The sequence below is a fragment of the Bacillus cereus group sp. N11 genome (assembly GCF_016483605.1).
Lineage (GTDB): Bacteria > Bacillota > Bacilli > Bacillales > Bacillaceae_G > Bacillus_A > Bacillus_A toyonensis.
The window spans coordinates 171363-189553 of record NZ_JAEHBN010000013.1 but is presented as its reverse complement, the minus strand read 5'-3'; the positions used below and the strand labels follow the sequence as shown (position 1 = coordinate 189553).

Here is an 18191-nt window from a genome sequence, read left to right as displayed (position 1 = left end):
TTTCATCACTTAATTGAAATTTTATTACATACATCTGACTGATGAATAATAAAATTTTCAACCTCACATAAGCATTTTATTTGTTTATTCGATTAATTTTAATCGAACTATATTCGGTTGGAATATAAAACTTATTTTGAACTACCACATTTCCCATTAAGTCATACATACTTTCAACTAATAACACGAATAAATTATTATTTGAATGAAGTTCATAGTCCGAAGAAGAAGGAACCAATTTTGTGAATTTTATTTCTATTGTTGATGAATGTACTAACTTATAAATATCTTCTTCAAGTATTTTTAGTAGGCTTTGTTGATCGTTAAGATTCATTTGGTAATTAGAAGCTGTTTCACTTGGAAATATGGTAAAAGCAAGTGCCACTATTCTATTTTTACATTTGTACCATCTGTTAAATCCAATAATCACTGCTACATCGCGATTGAAAATTTTTTTAATATAATCAAAATCATCTGCAAAATCAACTTGAAAATAAGCATCAATATCATCAATAGCTTCTGTACAGCATTGAAAAACAATATTATCTATTTTTTCTAATCCAATACTTTTTATATCTACATTTTGTTTTATAAAATTTCCTTGTCCATGTATCGTTTCGATATAACCGTCCTCTTGTAATAAGCTCAGTGCCTGTCTTAAGGTCATTCTACTCACATTCATCATCTTAGATAGTTGTGCTTCAGTAGGCAGCTTACTTCCAATCGGATAGACTCCCTCATTAATTAGTTTTAGTAATTTATCATAAATCTCTACATAAAGAGGTAATTTTTTTTTATTTTCACCTGTCATTAACAACACTCCCTATAAATATTATATCGTGTTATAAATTAATCGCAATTCTTGTCTGAACTTGGAATAGTGAAATATGGTTACTATTGTTTTAAATCGAGTATTTAAAGCGTAACAAGCTGAAAAATGTTGTGAATGTTTTAAAATTGTTGTTGATTAATTTTTTGTATTAAAATATAATTCAAGTGAAATAAATTATACCACAACATATACCACTATACTTAATGGTATAAAAACTCTTACAAAAGAAGGTGATTAAGAGAATTAGAAAAACTAGTAGTTCTATCTCTTTTTTGAAAACGGATACATTTTAAGACAGGAATTTAAAACGTACAAACTTTTTGATTTGTGAAAGGGGTAAGAATAATGCAACATAGTGGAAACGTAAAAAAAGTAATGCCAATGATTATGGTGATTTTTTTATCTTCAGCAACATTAATTCAAGCATTTATGATTATCTCGCCTCAACTAGCAATAGATTTTAATTTACCAGAATCTACAATTAGCATCCAAGTATCAATTGCTATGCTAGTGATGGGGGTTGCATCAATGATATACGCAACCTTGTCAGACCCTATTAGTATTAGGAAGTTAATTATTTTTGGTGTACTTATCTTGTGTATTGGTAGTGTACTAGGGTTTGCTTTTAGTCATTCATTTATTATGGTTGTAATTTCAAGAGCTTTACAAACTTTTGGTGGAACTAGTGCTTCAGCATTATTGATCATAATAGCTACAAAATACTTGGATGAGAGAACTCAGGTGAAATATTATGGTTATAATACAGCGTGTGTACAAGCATCAATGGCCCTAGGAGTTTTATGTGGTGGTTTTCTCTCGACATATGTTAGTTGGAGGTTTTTGTTTCTATTACCGCTCATAACTTTGATTTTAGTTCCGTCTTTGCTTAAAAATTTACCAGAGGACTCAAAGAAAACTGAACGAAAATTAGATATAGCTGGTATAAGTTTAATAAGTTTAATTACAATTTTATTAACCTTGTACTTTAATAACTTAAATATAATACTACTTTTATTGTCGCTGTTTAGTATAGTATTGTTTGTTTTTTATATCATGAAAAACAAGAATGCATTTATTACAATTGATTTCTTTCAAAATAAAAAATATTTGTTGGCAATTTTACTTGTATTCTTAACTTTCGGTTCCCAAGCAGCTTTTTCTTTTGTATTTGGTTTTTTAGCTCAAAGTATTTATCAAGTGAATCTTGGTACAGTTTCATTAATTATGCTTCCTTCATTTGTAGTCGGGACCATAATTGGGGGTATAAGTGGAAAAATAACGATTCAATTAGGAGTACCTAAAACGCTAATGATTGCAATCGGTCTAATGGGAGCCTCTTTATTAATTGGAGCAGTTTTGATCGATACTAATATAACGGTACTAGCCCTTGTGATTTGTTTATTTTCGGGAGCGATGGGCCTATTATATACACCATTTATGAAAATTGTTGTTAGTGCCCTTCCAATAGAAAAAGTGGGAACTGGGTTAGGTTTCTTTAATCTAAGCATATCGATCGCTTCTACTATCTGGATTGCTATTACTGGAAATTTATTATCGGTAGGTTTTTTACACAAAACAAATTTATTTGGATTTGAAACATCGAGTGCACCGTTGTATAGCAATATTCTTTTAATCTATGTTGTGCTAATCACGATAGGATTAGGTTTATATTATATAAATAAAAATACTCTTTCTTTTAAAGAAAATGACTAAGGAGAAGAATAAAAAATGACAAATAGACAGTGGAGAAAAAATGGTCCTATTCTAAGTACTGAAAATAGAAGCGGTTATTTTGATATTTCTTATGGGGCTGAATCAGAAGCACAAAAATTAGATATTTGGTTACCTGAAAAAGGAGATGATCCATTTCCTGTAATTCTTTCTATACATGGCGGAGGATTTGTAGCTTGTGATAAAAGACAACAAGATATGATTGATCCGATGTTAGAAGGTTTAAATAGAGGATATGCAGTTGTTTCTATTAATTATAGATTAATAGGCGAAGCGATTTTTCCAGAACCAGTAAAAGATGTGAAAATGGCTATTCGTTTTATTAAAAAGAACGCTGCGAAATTTAATTTAGATTCGAATAGAATAATAACTTGGGGTGGTTCAGCAGGTGGATATATGGCCCTTATGACAGCGGTTTTTGAGAATGAAAATTTATTTGATAATGAAAAAGACCCTAATATTGATATTCAAACTGATGTTTCAGCAGTAGTTGCTTGGTATCCAGTTTCTGATTTTTCTCGTTTGGAGTATGATCTACAAGTAAATAGTATACTCAGAGATAACGGGTTATATGAAGTGGTAGATCGTAGCGATGAATATGAAGACGCTTTTCCAATTAGTAAGCGCAATGAATTTCCATATCATACAGAAGGTAGTACAGGAGCACAATTTGTTGGTGGACCAATCAATCAATTAACAAAACAAGTTGAACAAGCAAATCCTATTAGTTACATTCATAAAAATATGCCAAAAATACTGTTACAACATGGGAGTGGAGATGATATTATACCGATGCAACAATCAATTGATTTTGCTTTGAAAGTCAATAACTTATTAGGAAAAGATTATGCAAAGGTTGAAATCTTCCCTAATGCTATTCATGGTTCGGTGATGTTTGAAACGAAAGAAAATATTGAACGTATTTTTACTTTCATTGATAGTGAACTAGCATCTGTTCAAAAATATACAAGTAAATAATGGAACGGCTAATGAATTATGAACTGTACTTTATAAGATAGACAGTTTAATAAAAAAATCATAAAAAATTAAGTACTTAAGAGATGGTTTTGGTATTCTACCAGAGCCATCTTTTTTAGTTTCTACTGATAAGGATTATAACCTTCCATATATCCCTTTATGACAAATTGAAGGAATTCACATGCTTCACAAACTTTATAATTTAATTCATCTTTCATATGTCAAAAAACACCCATTATCAGATTACGATGTAACAAAAACGAACATTTATGTTTCCACTATCCTCAAAGATTATTAGTTGGTAAACAATGTATGACTACGATTTAGTTTTTCACGTATATCAGTTGTCCCCTGTATACAAAGGGGAACAACCTTGCAACTTTTTTATAAATAATATGACTTTATTCCAAAACTACACTAGGGGGATTTTTTAAATTCCCTACTTAAAGTTATTTATCCCAATCGGTCCCCCTTTTTCACTTTTTGTTGAGGCTCTATAAGTACAACACCTTGTTCTGCATAACCCCCTATCACTACATCTTTCATCCTCCTAAAACTTCCTCACATATCGCTCAGTAGAACTAAGCAGCTGACATCCATTCTTCCCAAAAACATCCTTCATCCACTCATTTTGTACATTTGTCTCGCCAATATAATAAGATGCACCTATTTCCTTTAAGACAAACATTGCACCTGTAAAGAATGCTGCTTCGTACCCTTTATTTCGCATATTTGGAGCCATTACGAAATACATAAGTTTCCCTTCTTCTAACGTACCTTTCTCAATATGCGGGATTACAATTCCTATTGGCTCTTCGCTTGCAACTGCTGTTAAACAATGTTCTTTCCATTGCTCACCAATTTCTTGTTCCATCATATGTACAAATTGATTATAGTCGACTTGTTCTTCCGTCATTTCGTTCCAAAAAGAATAAAAAGTATCCTCTCCTACTTCTTCAATCAGCTTAAAATCAATTTCACTTTCTACATCTTCTACTTCATATATATCCTTAAATACAATCATGTTTTCAGTAACATATTCAAATGAATACGTTTCAAAACATTTCTTATACACATCATAATTTGGACTTTTTGAAGAGATCTCAAAATGTAATTTTTCTACCCCCTCTTTTTCAGCCTCAGCAACGCAATATTGCATGATCTCTTTTAATTGCTCTTCTGTAAAAGCCTCTGCATTATTTTCTTTTATCATGATAGAAGAAGCACTTCTTCTTATTTTAAAATGTTTTTCTAACTGTTCTATTGTCGTCATATTCTTCCCTCATCTATGTCATACTCGAATTTCTAATGGTTCTCCTTGCATGAGCAGGATTGTCCTTGAATATATAGAATACTAGAAAAGATCGCATCTTTAAAGTGCGGAGGAGGTTCTCCATTGGATATTACAGCATTGCAACAACAGTTAGAGCTTATACAACAAAATGACTATACGCAACTGCATCATATAAATGTAAATGAGTTAACTTTGAACATGCTTCAGTACATCGGAACGACTGATAGTTACGTTCGTTACCAACTTATATATAAATGTTTTGCGCATTTCATTCATCATGAATTCCTTATGGACGATCAGCTGAAATTACTGTTGCAAACATGTTTAAGTGATGAGTATTTATATTGTGACATTTACTCCCCACATACAGATGGGGTTTTCACACGTTCTTACACTGTTTCTTTAATTGCGTTAATACTTCAATTCGCTAACTCTCACTACTTTTTTACAGAAGAGGATATTGAAGAGATAAAAAATAAACTCATTACATATACAAACTTAGAAATGGATTTTCGAGGATATATCGAAAATAAAGGATGGGCTCATTGTATCGCCCACGTATCTGATGCTTTCACTGAAATTGTTCATAATTCACATACGACTTTTGAGTGGTATGAAGAGCTCATTCATTGTTTATTAAATAAAATCTTCATTCCATCTGATATTTTTCATAATAACGAAGATGAGCGTATTGTTACGCCATTAATATCCATGCTGTATCATGACTTCCAGCAAGATGAGTTAATTTCAATTATTTATAAAAAAATAAAAAGGCTTCCTCAAATTAGAAAACGCCTTTCGCTTAATGAGTATTGTATTTTATGTGCCAACATTAAAACCTTTTTACGTACATTATTTTTTAGAACAAAAGATGATCATAACTTAGCCTATACAGCACGTAAAACAGAAAAAATGTTAAAAGAACTCCCAAACTATTATTAAATACAAGGAGAAAAATTATGGGTTATATTGAAGACGTAAGAAATCTAGTAGGAAATCATCCACTTATATTAATAGGCTCACACGCCATTATATTAAATGAGAAAAATGAAGTATTACTACAGCTCCGAACAGACTTTAACCGCTGGGGTATTATTGGTGGTGCCTTAGAATATAATGAGACGTTAGAAGATGCTTTAAAACGAGAAGTATTTGAAGAAACTGGGCTTATCATTAAAAATCCAGAACTGTTCCGTACATACTCAGGAACAGATTTTTTTCAAATCTATCCAAACGGCGATCAAGTACACGGTGTACTCGTTGTTTATATTTGCCGAGAATTCCACGGTGAACTTGTATGTGATCAAGCTGAGTCAAAAGAATTACGCTTTTTTCCGCTTGATAGGTTGCCTATTACTCTTCATCCAGTCATTGAGCGGATTATTAAAGAGTTTCAGCACTCTAATTAAAAAACATTACAAAATAAGTACCTTATATTTTATATAAAAATATAACAACCTCATTTCTCGTCATTACAACGTGAAATGAGGTTGTTATCGTTCACCGTAAATCCCTATTTCCCCAAAAAATAATTAGATGATTTAACGTTCTTTTTCTACAGCTTTATATCCCTTTACAAATAAAATAGTTATATAAGAAATAATGAATGAAAAAACAGTATACATGCCCACCCAAAAGAAAAATGATGGATCGTACAATGTAACATTGAACATAAGAAAAATAAGAAATGTTACCATTGGCATCACGTAAAATGTACCTATTTTATATGTCACAGCTATTGAAAACATACAAATAAGCAATGGATATATACAGAAAATAAAAATTGACTCACTCAATGTTATGTCCCCCTTTCTGAAGAAATAATAGCTTTCTCTTAAACATTTTGGGGAACAACAAAGTTTTATATTTTTTATTCGTTATTAGTAAATAAAATGTTAGATTGTTATCTCGATCTGATTTCCTTCAGGATCACTTACTACACTTTCATAATAACCATCTCCTGTAGTGCGTGGGCCATTTAACAGAGTATATCCTGCTTCTCTTAACCTATCCGTTAATTGGTCCACTTTTTCTTTGCTACCTACAGAAAATGCCATATGCGCATATCCTACTGTTTGTTTTTTTATTACATCGTCTATCCCTACCTGTCTCATAAGTTCTAGACGCGCACCACCTTCAAAAGTTATAAAGTGAGATTCAAACTTTTTTTTCGGATTGTGATACAATACATTCGCTTCACCATTGAAGTACTGTTTATAGAAATCACGCATGCCTTCTATATCATTCACCCAAATTGCTACATGTTCAATTCTCATAATCGACACCTTTTCTTTTTATGGTATTCAACCAACAATTTGATATTTAATTTTCTTTGCTTGTTCTTGTAATCATAAGATCAAGTCCAAGGCTTTTTAATCCATATAAATAATCTTCTTTCCAATCGCTTACTGTTATTTTCGGAATATGTTCCGCCGGAATGTACTGTGGACAACTTTTTACAATTTGATCTATTACAAATTGATTCACTTCATCATCACAGAAAATAAACGCATGTGGATTAATAATAGCTATACATGTAGAAATTAATCGAGTAATAGCATCTATATTATATTCCTCTGGATTATTCGAATCTCTCACTTCATCTCCACTTCTCAAAGCTTGTAAGAAATTTTTATTATCATACTGCGGAACGAAAGATATCTCTCCCGAGAAAAATGTACTTCCTCGGACTACATCCCCATTTATCATAATACCCGCACCTGGACCATTTTGACCTGAATACAAATATACAAGAGAGGAATTGTCATGGTTTCCAGTGTTTTTATAATAACCAAGCACTGCGGCATTCATATCGTTCTCTATTACTACAGGTATAGAGAACAGATTCTCCAAATGACTTTTTAAATTAAAATTTTGGAACTTTTCATAACCAGGTATATAAAAAATACGACCATTATCTACCGAACCGGGCACACCAATTGATATAGAGCTTATTTTCGGGAATGTAGCGATAAGACTTTCAATATGTTTAGATAATAGGTTTACGCCAGTATCAATTAATACACTTGAAGTACTTCCTTTTTCTTTTACTTCCCCTAAACAGTTAAAAATCGTATAGTTTGTCTCATTTTTTTCTAAAAATATCGCTAAACCTAACATATATTCCGGATTATAAGCATATCGTTTCGCTCTTCTTCCACCACTTGAATCATCTAAACCGACTAAAGTGACTTCACCGTCTTGTTTCATATTTTCTATAAATTTACTTATCGTTGGAAAACTGATTTCTAATGTATTACTAAGTTCAACTTTCGTTGCACTACCTCGCTCTAGAAGAGCTGTACGAATGCCGCGAAGGATCGTCTCTTTAATCGATTTTTGAGTAACAAATTGTTCACTCAAATCGCTCACCACCTTAATCAACATACTTATTAAACACTTTTAATAAGTTGCGTTGACAATATATCACACATCATTTTCTAAAGCAATAGAGATGATATATTTCCACTGCATGCACTCCTTGTTTAGCTCGATTTATTCTCTCTCGTAACAGACGATACAATTCCAGATAAGAGAACAAATAATAAAACAGCTAGCAAGGCATTACGTATTCCGAATGATTCCCCTAGTATACCTAAAAATGGCGGTCCGACTAAAAAAGCTGTATAACCGATGATAGAAACTGCAGCAACATTAGAAGTCGCATTTTCACGATCATCTCCAGCAGCAGAAAGACCAATTGGGAAACCTAACGCCGCACCAATCCCCCACAGCACTACACCAACTGCTAGGAAATACGAGTTACTCCCAAATATTACGATTAAAATTCCTATAATCGCCACCATAATAGTAGCACGTACGACAGCGACACGACCGAATCGATCAAGGAAATAACTACTACACATACGAGCTAACGTCATTGCCAATACAAAAATTGTGTACATAATAGAACCTGTCACTACACTTTGCTGATGTCCATCTACCATCACGATAGGCAGCCAATCATTTGCACTTCCTTCTGCAAATGCCATTCCAAACACAAAAAGACCAATTAAAAGCACCTTCTTTTCCATACGTAAGGAAGTACGCTTCGCTCGCTTTTTGTTCTGCGATTTCTCTTTCTTTCCTGTTCCGTGCGGAAGATAACGATACACCATACATACAAGTAATAAAAACACGGCCGAAATCGCAAGAAACTGATACAGGATTGGGATGTGAAGCGAGGCGGCGACAGTGCCACTGAGCGCGCCTACTAAAGTTCCTACGCTAAAAAAACCGTGGAATTTCGGTAGAAGTGTCATTCCTAATTTCTGCTCTATTGAAGAGCCTTCTACATTCAATGAGACTTCTGCCAACCCATATCCTACTCCAAATACTAGCAAGCTACCAAAAGTCCCTATGCTAGAAACAAAATAAATATTAATACCTAAACAAAGTAATCCAACAATTATTAAAAACATACTGCCTATAATAACGTCTCTAGCTCCCTTACAGTCAATAAAATGACTTGCACTCAGTAAACCAATTATTGAACCGACAGATAAACCGAACAAAATCCAGCCCATTTCTGCATTTGAAACTGCTAAAATATCTCGCGCCGCTGCTGTTCTAGAAATCCATGTAGCAAACGCGACACCTGGCAAAGCAAATAAGAGAAAAAGAGCGTTTCGATAGGCAAGTAATGTCTTTGTATGATTGCCCGCACTATTTTTCTTCATATGAAACACCTTTCACATTGTCTATACGATACGACACCAGTTTATTCAAGCATCCGTGAAAAACGATTTCTATAAGTCTATCATTTTCATAACTTTGGCTGGGTTACCACCAACAACTACATTACTAGGTACATCTTTTGTCACAACTGCTCCTGAAGCAATTACAGCATTGTCTCCAATTGAAATACCAGGGTTAATTATAGTTCCCCCGCCAACCCAAACATTGTTACCAATCTTTACAGGTTTCCCATATTCTTTGCCAGAATTCCGTTCTACTGGATGCAACGGATGCGTAGCAGTGTAAATGTGAACACCAGGTGCAAACATACAATTATCACCGATTCGAACTTCACAAACATCTAAAATCACACAATTAAAATTTGCGAAAAAGCTCTTTCCAACATGGATATTGTAACCGTAATCACAACGAAAATCAGGATTAATGTGGGTTTTCCCATCAGCTGAAGAACCTAAAAGCTGATTTAATAACGTAAAACGTTGTTCATCTCCTGTCTCCATTGCCTCGTTATAAAGGCGTGTTAAACGTTTTGCCTCCACCCTATCAGCCACTAATTCTTCGTCATCCGCAATATACATTTCTCCCGCCAACATCTTTTCTTTTTCCGTTTTCATAGAATCATCTCCTTTGTAATCAAATGAGTCCTACTTATTAAACCTCTTTAATAAGTGACTTTAATCACACTTATTAAACACCTTTAATAAGTACCCCTATATTAACATACTTTTTAAAATGTGCAATTAATAAATTTAGAAAGACGATGCGAATTCCTCATTTTGCATGTAGATATAACGAATAAATAATTAAAATTCATATAGAAAAAACAAGAGAACGCTCAGCGTTCCCTCTCAAATCCAATCCGTTTTTTAATTTCCACCAAATTCACCTTCGCAATAGCCCCTGCCCTCTCAGCACCTTTTTCTAACGCTTCATATAGTAAATGCGGTTCATTCATATACGTTGCGTATTTTTCCCGAGGTCCTGCTAACTCACGATCTACAACGCGAAATAACTCTTTTTTTACATCACCCCATCCGATTCCAGTTTCATATTTTTCACGAATTGACTGAATTTCATCTTTTGTCGCAAATTCTTTATAGATTGTAAATAACGTTTCTAGTTCTTTCGGTTCATTTGGAAGTGAAGAATCTGTTTTTATTTTTAAAATAAGCTTTCGTAGTTTTTCTCGCTCTGCAAATAACGGGATAACATTCCCATAACTTTTACTCATTTTTCTTCCATCAAGACCAGGTAAAATTGCCCCTTCTTCTTGCACTTCATACTCTGGAAGCGTAAATGTCATGCCAAATGTATGATTAAAATACGTCGCAATATCACGAGCAATTTCAATATGCTGAATTTGATCTTTTCCAACAGGTACATGAGTAGCTTGAAATAATAATATATCAGCCGCCATTAAAATCGGGTACGTATATAACCCCATATTCACACCTGCATCAATTTCTAATCCCGCTTCTTTATTTTGCTCTACCTTCGCTTTATATGCATGGGCGCGATTCATAAGCCCTTTCGGAGTTAGACAAGCTAATATCCAAGCTAATTCCAAAATCTCTGGCACTTCTGTTTGTCGATAGAAAATAACATCTTCTCCAAGTCCGAGTGATAACCATGTAGCTGCTACCTCTTTTGTATAACTACTGAACTTCTCTGGATCATGCACTGCATTTAACGCATGATAATCAGCTATAAAGTACAATGCTTTTCCTTCATTATTTTTTGACATTTGCAATGCAGGTTTAATTGCACCAATATAATTTCCTAAATGCGGATAACCTGTTGGTTTAATTCCTGTTAACATTATTTTTTCGCTCATACTAACTCCTCCTTTCTCAAAATAAAAAACAAAAAGAGTCTCTCATCCTTAAAAAGGACGAGAGACTCCCGCGGTACCACCTTTATTAGCTATCATTAGCTCACTTCATACTTCGATAACGTGAAGTAACCGTCTTTACCTACTCATTTCAGTTAGAAGCTCCAGAGCCCATTCCATATTCATCCCTTACTGATTTCCACCACATATCAGCTCTCTGAAAAGTTTTGAACATGTACTCTTCTCTTTCATTGCTTTTTCGTTTTTTACAGTTTATCACATTCCCTTTCCAATTAAACCCTAATTTTCTGTTTTATATAGCAGGAATTTCCACCTTAATTGTCTAATAATATATAGGTTTGCAGAAGTAATCGAAACAACTTTGGAGGTTTTTTCATGGTAAAATATATATCCATTTTAGGTTCAACAGGATCCATTGGCACATCTGCATTAGATGTCGTTTCCGCTCATCCTGAACATTTTAAAATCGTCGGTTTAACCGCAAATTATAATATCGATCTTCTCGAAAAACAAATTGAATCGTTTCAGCCTCGTATTGTAAGCGTAGCGACAAAAGAATTAGCGGACACATTACGTTCTCGTATTTCAACAAATACAAAAATTACATATGGAACTGATGGTTTAAATGAAGTATCTACCCATCCTGATACAAATCTTGTATTAAGTTCAGTTGTCGGTGTTTCAGGTTTACTCCCAACAATTGAAGCATTAAAGGCGAAGAAAGATATCGCCATCGCTAACAAAGAAACTTTAGTTGCCGCTGGTCATATCGTAACTGGACTAGCGAAACAAAACGGATGCCGCCTAATTCCAGTCGATAGTGAGCATTCAGCTATTTTCCAATGTTTAAACGGAGAAAATAATAAAGAGATTGAGAAGTTAATTGTCACAGCTTCTGGCGGCGCTTTTCGTGATAAAACACGTGAAGAAATGAAAACATTACAAGCGAAGGATGCTTTAAAACACCCAAACTGGTTAATGGGAGCAAAACTAACGATAGATTCTGCCACGTTAATGAATAAAGGGTTTGAAGTGATGGAAGCTAAATGGCTGTTCGATATTCCTTATGAAAAAATTGATGTTATGATTCATAAAGAAAGTATCATTCACTCTTTAGTGGAATTTATTGATGGATCAGTCATGGCACAACTCGGTGCTCCTGATATGAGAATGCCGATTCAATATGCGTTTCACTACCCTACTCGACTACCTTCATCCTATGAAAAATTAAATTTATTAGAAATTGGTAGTTTGCATTTTGAAAAACCAAATTTAGAGAAGTTCCCCTGTCTACAATACGCATTTGAATGTGGCAAAATTGGCGGTACAACTCCAGCCGTATTAAATGCAGCGAACGAAATTGCAAATGCACTATTTCTTAAAAATGAAATTGCATTTTTCGATATCGAAAAAACAATTTACAATACAGTTGAAGCTCATCATAACGTAAAAGATCCTTCACTCGATGCTATATTAGAAGCTGATCAATGGGCACGCCAATACGCAAATCAATTATTAATAAAAAAGAGCTAAAACAGTTTTCTCTGTTTTAGCTCTTTTTTTACGTATTCAATTTTACAAATCTATAACCATGTGTAACTAACACTTTTAATATCGCATATCCTGGAATTGCTAAAACTATCCCCATAATACCGAATAAGTTACCGGCAGTTAAAATGATAAAGATTATTGTAATTGGATGGATATCTAGCTTTTTCCCCATTACTTGCGGGGAGATAAACTTACCTTCTGCTAATTGCACAACCATCATAACGATAATTACCTTTAAAACCATTCCTGGCGAGTCAATAAATGCGATAATTAACGCTGGAGTTATTGCAATAACTGGACCTACGTACGGAACGATATTTACAATCATCGCTAAAATAGCAAGTAATACCGCATATTTAATACCAATAATAAGATAGCCAATTAATAGCATGATACCGATAAACAAGCTAACGATAATTTGCCCTCTTATATACGAACTAATCGCATAATGCATATCATCTAGTATTCTCATTGCTGCCGGTTGTCTTTGCTCTGAAATAAACTTCAAAAAGTGATTCGGTAATTGTTCACCATCTTTTAATAGATAGAACAATATAAACGGAACCATGACAAAGGTTAAAACAACTTCTGTAAGTGTACTTAAAAATCCAGTTACATTTCCAGTCACTGATGATAATGACTTTGTAAAATCAACTGTATAGTCTTTTACTATATTCGCTACATCAATATTTAAATTCTCCTGAATTTTACCAAGTAAATTACTTTCCCCAAATCTACGTGCTGCTCGTTCGATTTCATGACCGAAATACGGTAAGTTATCTATTAATGCATCAATTTGATCTTTAATAATAGGGATAACCGTTACAACTAAAAACACAAATAATCCTAGTACTATTAAATATATCGAGGCTATCGATACGATTCTTGAAACACCTTTCTTTTCTAAAAGTGAAACGAATGGGTGCAAGATATAAAATAGCACTCCGGCTAATAATACCGGGAAGAATATTGTTTTTAAAAAGACGATAAACGGAGTAAAAACGAAAGAAATTTTTGTTAGCAATAATATGTTAATGAACAATAATGCAAATCCAAGTAACACTGCTAAATAATTTTGTTCCCTAAAAAACTTTTTTAACTTGTCTCTTTTTCTTATATTTACTTTTTCCAATGAAACCACCTCTTTGAATGATGAAAAGCCCTTACTCAGGGCTTTTCATCATTATCTATATCTTTATTTCCTTGCAGCTTTCACTACAAATGATACAATAAGAATTAATACGATTGCTCCTAATAATGCTGGCACGACATGAATTCCACCAAATGATGGCCCAAAAGATCCAAATAATCTACCACCTAACGAAGCACCTAATAAACCTGCGATAATATTTCCGAACATACCGCCTGGGAAATTTTTACCTGTTATAGAACTAGCAATTGCACCTATAATAGCACCAACTATTAATGTGATAATCCATCCCATCTTTAGTCCTCCATTTCTATTATAGTCTGTATGCTCAAATACAAGAGTAGCAAAACTCTTATATAAGATTACAAATTCATTTACACTAACCATATTCTACTATAGAAACAAACGAAAGAGTAATATATGTAAGGAGATACATATATTATATGCAAAAAAGAAAATCATTGTCAAACTTACCCAAAAATTAATTATATTAATATACCATATTCAAAGGAGGCTTCACTATCTATGATTCTTAAGTTAAATGCCACTTCTTTTGAAGTTGCATCATCCATTTTACAAGTTCAAATTCCATCTTATAAAGTTGAAGCAGATTATTTAAACAGTACTGCAATCCCCCGTTTATATGATACTGTAAACGATATTCAAAATTGCGGTGAAACATTCTATGGATATTTTTCTGAAAATAAACTTGTCGGCTTTATTTCTTTTATGCAAGAAGAACAGCTAATTGATATTCACCGACTAGTTGTATCGCCTGATTTTTTTCAAAAAGGAATTGCAACGAAACTCTTAAGTTATATATTTAACATGTTCCCTTCTTCCATGGCATATATTGTACAAACAGGTAAAGCGAATACCCCTGCTATTGCATTATATAAAAAACACGGCTTCATTGAAGTAACCGATATAACAATTACCGATCGTATGATTCTTACACAACTAAAGAGACAGAAAACATAAAATAGTTTGACTCATTAGTTTATTTATGTTATCTTTTACTTTATAATACCTTTTGCTGAGTCCAAATTTTGGAGCGGGGGAACCATTTTTGTAGCAATGCTACTTGGGGCGAATCTTTTTTAAGTAGGGATACTCTCACTTCCCGAGTCCGACAGCTAACCTCGTAAGCGTAATGGGAGAGGAAGGTGCTTTTTGCCTATGTTACACAGTATACCTCCTTAACTATAAAATCTGGAATCGATATCATTTTAGAGACCTATATTTATAGAAAAGGAGAGATGTATTATGTTACGTTTATCTGATCACGCAATAAAAATGATGGAGCAAAGACTTCGACTCGAACAACACCGCACATATCAAGCAAATAAAGTTGTAGATAACTTACATCACAAATACTTTTTCCAACATATTTTTCAACCAAAAAGATAAGTACTGACCTTTAACAAAATACAGCGCACACTAAAAAAAGTGTGCGCTGTATTTTACATTTTCTTGCCTTCACAATAAAGTAGTTGGCACCATCCTAGCTTTATATAAAGAATAATATTTCGTAGATGGTTCAGGCTCTTCTATTCTCTCAATTTTAAATCTCACTCTATTTAACTCATTTATGTATGTACTTATTTTTCTCTTATATAATGTCGCTTGTACATTTTCTCCTTTAAATGTTTCAAACGTAATAGGCGTTTCCTCATGATAAGAAGACTTTATAGCAACTTCTTCTGTACCATACTGTAAGTTTGAATATACTGGGTGCTCCCAACTAAAAATAAAACTTCCTCCTGGCTTTACATATGAATAAATCAGTTCCAACGTTTTTCTTAAATCCGAAGTCCAACCTAATGCATAAATGGAATATACAATATCAAAATACCCTTTCGGAATATTTCCTTCCTCTTCCATTGCTCCGCATATTAACTTTGGATTCCAATCCTTTAACGCCTTATTCGCTATTTCAATTTGTGCACTCGAAAGATCAAGCCCCCATAATTCCTCTGCCCCTTGTTCCGACATATATTACAACGAATGCCCACTTCCACATCCAATATTAAGTACCTTTTTATCTTTAATTGAATCGAACACATGAATCTCATCTTCAGACGCCGTATACGGTCCGTATTTCGGTAAACAATCCACTTGAAAAAAATAAGGTGCAACTGTATCCCAACACTTTTTATTAATAGCTAGCATTTGTGTGCCTTTCATATTCTACATTCCCCCATCCATTTTGCTTTCTCTAATATTAATTACATATCATAACCAGATCGCCCTTTTCTCTTCGCCCGGTAGTTTTTCACTTTTGCAATCGTACCGCATGCTCTTCCTCCTTCTTCTCCAGCATACATACCACACCATCTTTTACTTCCATTTCGCGAATGATCATAAAATACCCAACGACAATCTGGACAGGCCTTTAACTTTCCCCACAACTTTTCTTGAATCGCCGTTAACACAATACTCAATACTTTTGTATACACATTCTCTTCTTGCACCGGTTCATATGTAACACTTTTCATATCTTCCTTTACATGTACATGAAATGGGTATTTCTCTAACCACTTTTGCAATGATTCTCCGCCTTCAATTGCCACCCGAATATCTTCTCGAAAACTTTTTAATTCCTCTATCGTATGAAATGGAACCTCTTCATGAAAATGTTCTTTCATAAAGAGCATTATATCCTCTTCTGTTTGTAGCAAATCAATTGCTTCTCTCGTATCGTTTGGTATTCTCCATGTATTTAAAAATTCTCGAATATATTCTAATTCATGTGGTGCGTTCTGATTCAATTCCATTCACCTTCTTCTTAAAATTTACTTTTTTCTGACTTTATGTATAATTATAATATAAAATAGTTAACCATTAAATAATTTTACTGGTTACAATATTAGGAGGAGTTCTATGAAAAGTTTCTCAATACCGATACGTTTCATGCTTATTTCTTCATTCTTTATGTCTTTTGGGTATTTTGCAGTATACGCATTTTTAGCTATTTATCTATTAACCTTTCTTCATTTTTCTGCTGTCCAAGTAGGAACAGTATTGACGGTTATGACAATCACATCACGAGTTATCCCATTATTCTCAGGGTTAATTGCTGACAAAATAGGCTATATCATCATGATGATAGCTGGATTATTTTTAAGAGGAATTGGATTTATCGCTTTAGGAATATGTTCTGATTTCTATACAATTTCTATTTCCTCTGCACTTATTGGCTTCGGAACCGCATTTTACGAACCTGCTGCTCGCGCCATATTCGGCTCACAACCAGCTCATATGAGAAAAAATTTATTTACATATTTAAACCTGAGTTTTAATTGCGGTGCAATAATTGGACCAATTGCAGGAGGATTCTTACTCTTACTCGATCCCATCTATACTTTCTTTCTAACAGGATCACTTATGCTGTTATTCGCTTTTATCTTTTACTTACTTAAAAATCACTTCCAAGTCACTACTGAAAACACATCTATTACATTAGGAATACAGGCTATCTTACAAAACAAGCCTTTTCTTCTGTTTTCATTTATCATGATTTTCTTCTATATTATGTTTACTCAGCTTACTGTCGCACTTCCACTTCATATGAAAAACATTAGTAATAGCAACCAGCTTGCTACACTCGTTATTACGATAAATGCAATAACAGGCGTTATATTTATGGTGTTATTTCGAAAACTATTTCACAAATACAACACGCTGTCGATTATTAAATACGGTATTTTATTAATGGGCATTTCCTTTTTACTCATCCCTTTATTCCAGCACCCATATTGGTTATTTATTTGTGTAATTTTATTTACAATTGGTGAAACACTCGTATTACCTAACGCTGATATTGCTATTGCAAATTACAGTAACGAATCATATACAGCTACTTACTTCGGATTCTATCAACTATCACTCGCATTTGGTTTTATCATCGGTAATTATACCGGTACATCTTTTACATCCAACTTAAACGGAATGTATACACCATGGCTTATTTTCGGCGGAATAGGACTTATTGGTTTTATTTCACTACATATTTTAAATATAAAAAAAGGATTACCTAAGGAGGATATATACCTATGTAATGATACGAAACATCTTTAACAAATTTCAGTCGAGATGGTACCTT

General features: G+C 33.5%; 18 protein-coding genes, 1 pseudogene, 1 riboswitch and 1 other annotated feature. Of the genes and pseudogenes, 7 read left to right on the top strand and 12 right to left on the bottom strand.

Going from position 1 to position 18191, the window contains the following annotated elements; all coding sequences use genetic code 11:
• Positions 1-76: 76 nt before the first annotated feature.
• The gene (locus JDS98_RS21180; RefSeq protein WP_098912585.1) at positions 77-811 is read right to left on the bottom strand and encodes a GntR family transcriptional regulator; all 735 of its coding nucleotides are present in this window, start codon (positions 809-811) and stop codon (positions 77-79) included.
• A 366-nt stretch (positions 812-1177) separates the two neighbouring features.
• On the opposite strand from JDS98_RS21180, the gene JDS98_RS21175 reads away from it, so the two are divergent.
• On the top strand, positions 1178-2545 hold the full coding sequence (locus tag JDS98_RS21175; protein ID WP_199634296.1) for an MFS transporter: 1368 nt from the start codon (positions 1178-1180) through the stop codon (positions 2543-2545).
• 15 nt (positions 2546-2560) lie between these two features.
• Complete coding sequence (locus JDS98_RS21170; protein ID WP_199634295.1) at positions 2561-3541, top strand: alpha/beta hydrolase; 981 nt, start codon at positions 2561-2563, stop codon at positions 3539-3541.
• Between the two features lie 550 nt (positions 3542-4091).
• Here the strand turns inward: JDS98_RS21170 and JDS98_RS21165 are convergent.
• Complete coding sequence (locus JDS98_RS21165) at positions 4092-4814, bottom strand: N-acetyltransferase (protein WP_070173518.1); 723 nt, start codon at positions 4812-4814, stop codon at positions 4092-4094.
• A gap of 123 nt (positions 4815-4937) precedes the next feature.
• Here JDS98_RS21165 and JDS98_RS21160 point away from each other — a divergent pair, with 123 nt between their 5' ends.
• Positions 4938-5777: a DUF2785 domain-containing protein gene (locus tag JDS98_RS21160; protein WP_000355436.1), complete on the top strand. Its 840-nt coding sequence runs from the start codon at positions 4938-4940 to the stop codon at positions 5775-5777.
• A gap of 17 nt (positions 5778-5794) precedes the next feature.
• Complete coding sequence (locus tag JDS98_RS21155) at positions 5795-6244, top strand: NUDIX hydrolase (RefSeq protein ID WP_097959664.1); 450 nt, start codon at positions 5795-5797, stop codon at positions 6242-6244.
• 132 nt (positions 6245-6376) lie between these two features.
• Here JDS98_RS21155 and JDS98_RS21150 read toward each other — a convergent pair whose 3' ends face one another.
• The 6 genes from JDS98_RS21150 to JDS98_RS21125 form a co-directional block, all read right to left on the bottom strand.
• Positions 6377-6631 carry a YbeF family protein gene (locus tag JDS98_RS21150; RefSeq protein WP_000004286.1) on the bottom strand — a complete coding sequence of 85 codons (255 nt, stop codon included), beginning with the start codon at positions 6629-6631 and terminating at the stop codon, positions 6377-6379.
• A 99-nt stretch (positions 6632-6730) separates the two neighbouring features.
• Positions 6731-7111 carry a VOC family protein gene (locus JDS98_RS21145; RefSeq protein WP_199634294.1) on the bottom strand — a complete coding sequence of 127 codons (381 nt, stop codon included), beginning with the start codon at positions 7109-7111 and terminating at the stop codon, positions 6731-6733.
• A 46-nt stretch (positions 7112-7157) separates the two neighbouring features.
• On the bottom strand, positions 7158-8198 hold the full coding sequence (locus JDS98_RS21140; RefSeq protein WP_016108816.1) for an ROK family transcriptional regulator: 1041 nt from the start codon (positions 8196-8198) through the stop codon (positions 7158-7160).
• A 122-nt stretch (positions 8199-8320) separates the two neighbouring features.
• The gene (locus tag JDS98_RS21135) at positions 8321-9514 is read right to left on the bottom strand and encodes an MFS transporter (RefSeq protein WP_097959662.1); all 1194 of its coding nucleotides are present in this window, start codon (positions 9512-9514) and stop codon (positions 8321-8323) included.
• Positions 9515-9583: 69 nt separating this feature from the next.
• Entirely contained in the window at positions 9584-10147 is a 564-nt protein-coding gene (locus JDS98_RS21130) for a maltose acetyltransferase domain-containing protein (RefSeq protein ID WP_199634293.1), read from the bottom strand.
• Positions 10148-10368: 221 nt separating this feature from the next.
• On the bottom strand, positions 10369-11367 hold the full coding sequence (locus JDS98_RS21125; RefSeq protein ID WP_097959661.1) for a tryptophan--tRNA ligase: 999 nt from the start codon (positions 11365-11367) through the stop codon (positions 10369-10371).
• A 50-nt stretch (positions 11368-11417) separates the two neighbouring features.
• Positions 11418-11625: a binding site (T-box leader), on the bottom strand.
• Positions 11626-11760: 135 nt separating this feature from the next.
• On the opposite strand from JDS98_RS21125, the gene JDS98_RS21120 reads away from it, so the two are divergent.
• Positions 11761-12918 carry a 1-deoxy-D-xylulose-5-phosphate reductoisomerase gene (locus JDS98_RS21120; protein WP_000241780.1) on the top strand — a complete coding sequence of 386 codons (1158 nt, stop codon included), beginning with the start codon at positions 11761-11763 and terminating at the stop codon, positions 12916-12918.
• Between the two features lie 28 nt (positions 12919-12946).
• On the opposite strand, the gene JDS98_RS21115 is transcribed toward JDS98_RS21120, so the two are convergent.
• Positions 12947-14068 carry an AI-2E family transporter gene (locus JDS98_RS21115; protein ID WP_000416922.1) on the bottom strand — a complete coding sequence of 374 codons (1122 nt, stop codon included), beginning with the start codon at positions 14066-14068 and terminating at the stop codon, positions 12947-12949.
• Between the two features lie 63 nt (positions 14069-14131).
• Positions 14132-14380, bottom strand: a complete 249-nt coding sequence (locus JDS98_RS21110) for a GlsB/YeaQ/YmgE family stress response membrane protein (protein ID WP_000539733.1) — start codon at positions 14378-14380, stop codon at positions 14132-14134.
• 231 nt (positions 14381-14611) lie between these two features.
• Here JDS98_RS21110 and JDS98_RS21105 point away from each other — a divergent pair, with 231 nt between their 5' ends.
• Entirely contained in the window at positions 14612-15067 is a 456-nt protein-coding gene (locus tag JDS98_RS21105) for a GNAT family N-acetyltransferase (RefSeq protein WP_000601223.1), read from the top strand.
• A 43-nt stretch (positions 15068-15110) separates the two neighbouring features.
• Positions 15111-15253: riboswitch (cyclic di-AMP (ydaO/yuaA leader) on the top strand.
• A gap of 253 nt (positions 15254-15506) precedes the next feature.
• Here JDS98_RS21105 and JDS98_RS21095 read toward each other — a convergent pair.
• Positions 15507-16273: pseudogene (locus JDS98_RS21095) on the bottom strand (class I SAM-dependent methyltransferase).
• 41 nt (positions 16274-16314) lie between these two features.
• A complete protein-coding gene (locus tag JDS98_RS21090; protein ID WP_141554762.1) occupies positions 16315-16857 on the bottom strand; it encodes a CGNR zinc finger domain-containing protein in 543 nt (180 codons plus the stop codon).
• 112 nt (positions 16858-16969) lie between these two features.
• Between JDS98_RS21090 and JDS98_RS21085 the strand changes: the two genes are divergently transcribed.
• Positions 16970-18166 carry an MDR family MFS transporter gene (locus tag JDS98_RS21085; protein WP_199634292.1) on the top strand — a complete coding sequence of 399 codons (1197 nt, stop codon included), beginning with the start codon at positions 16970-16972 and terminating at the stop codon, positions 18164-18166.
• Positions 18167-18191: the final 25 nt, after the last annotated feature.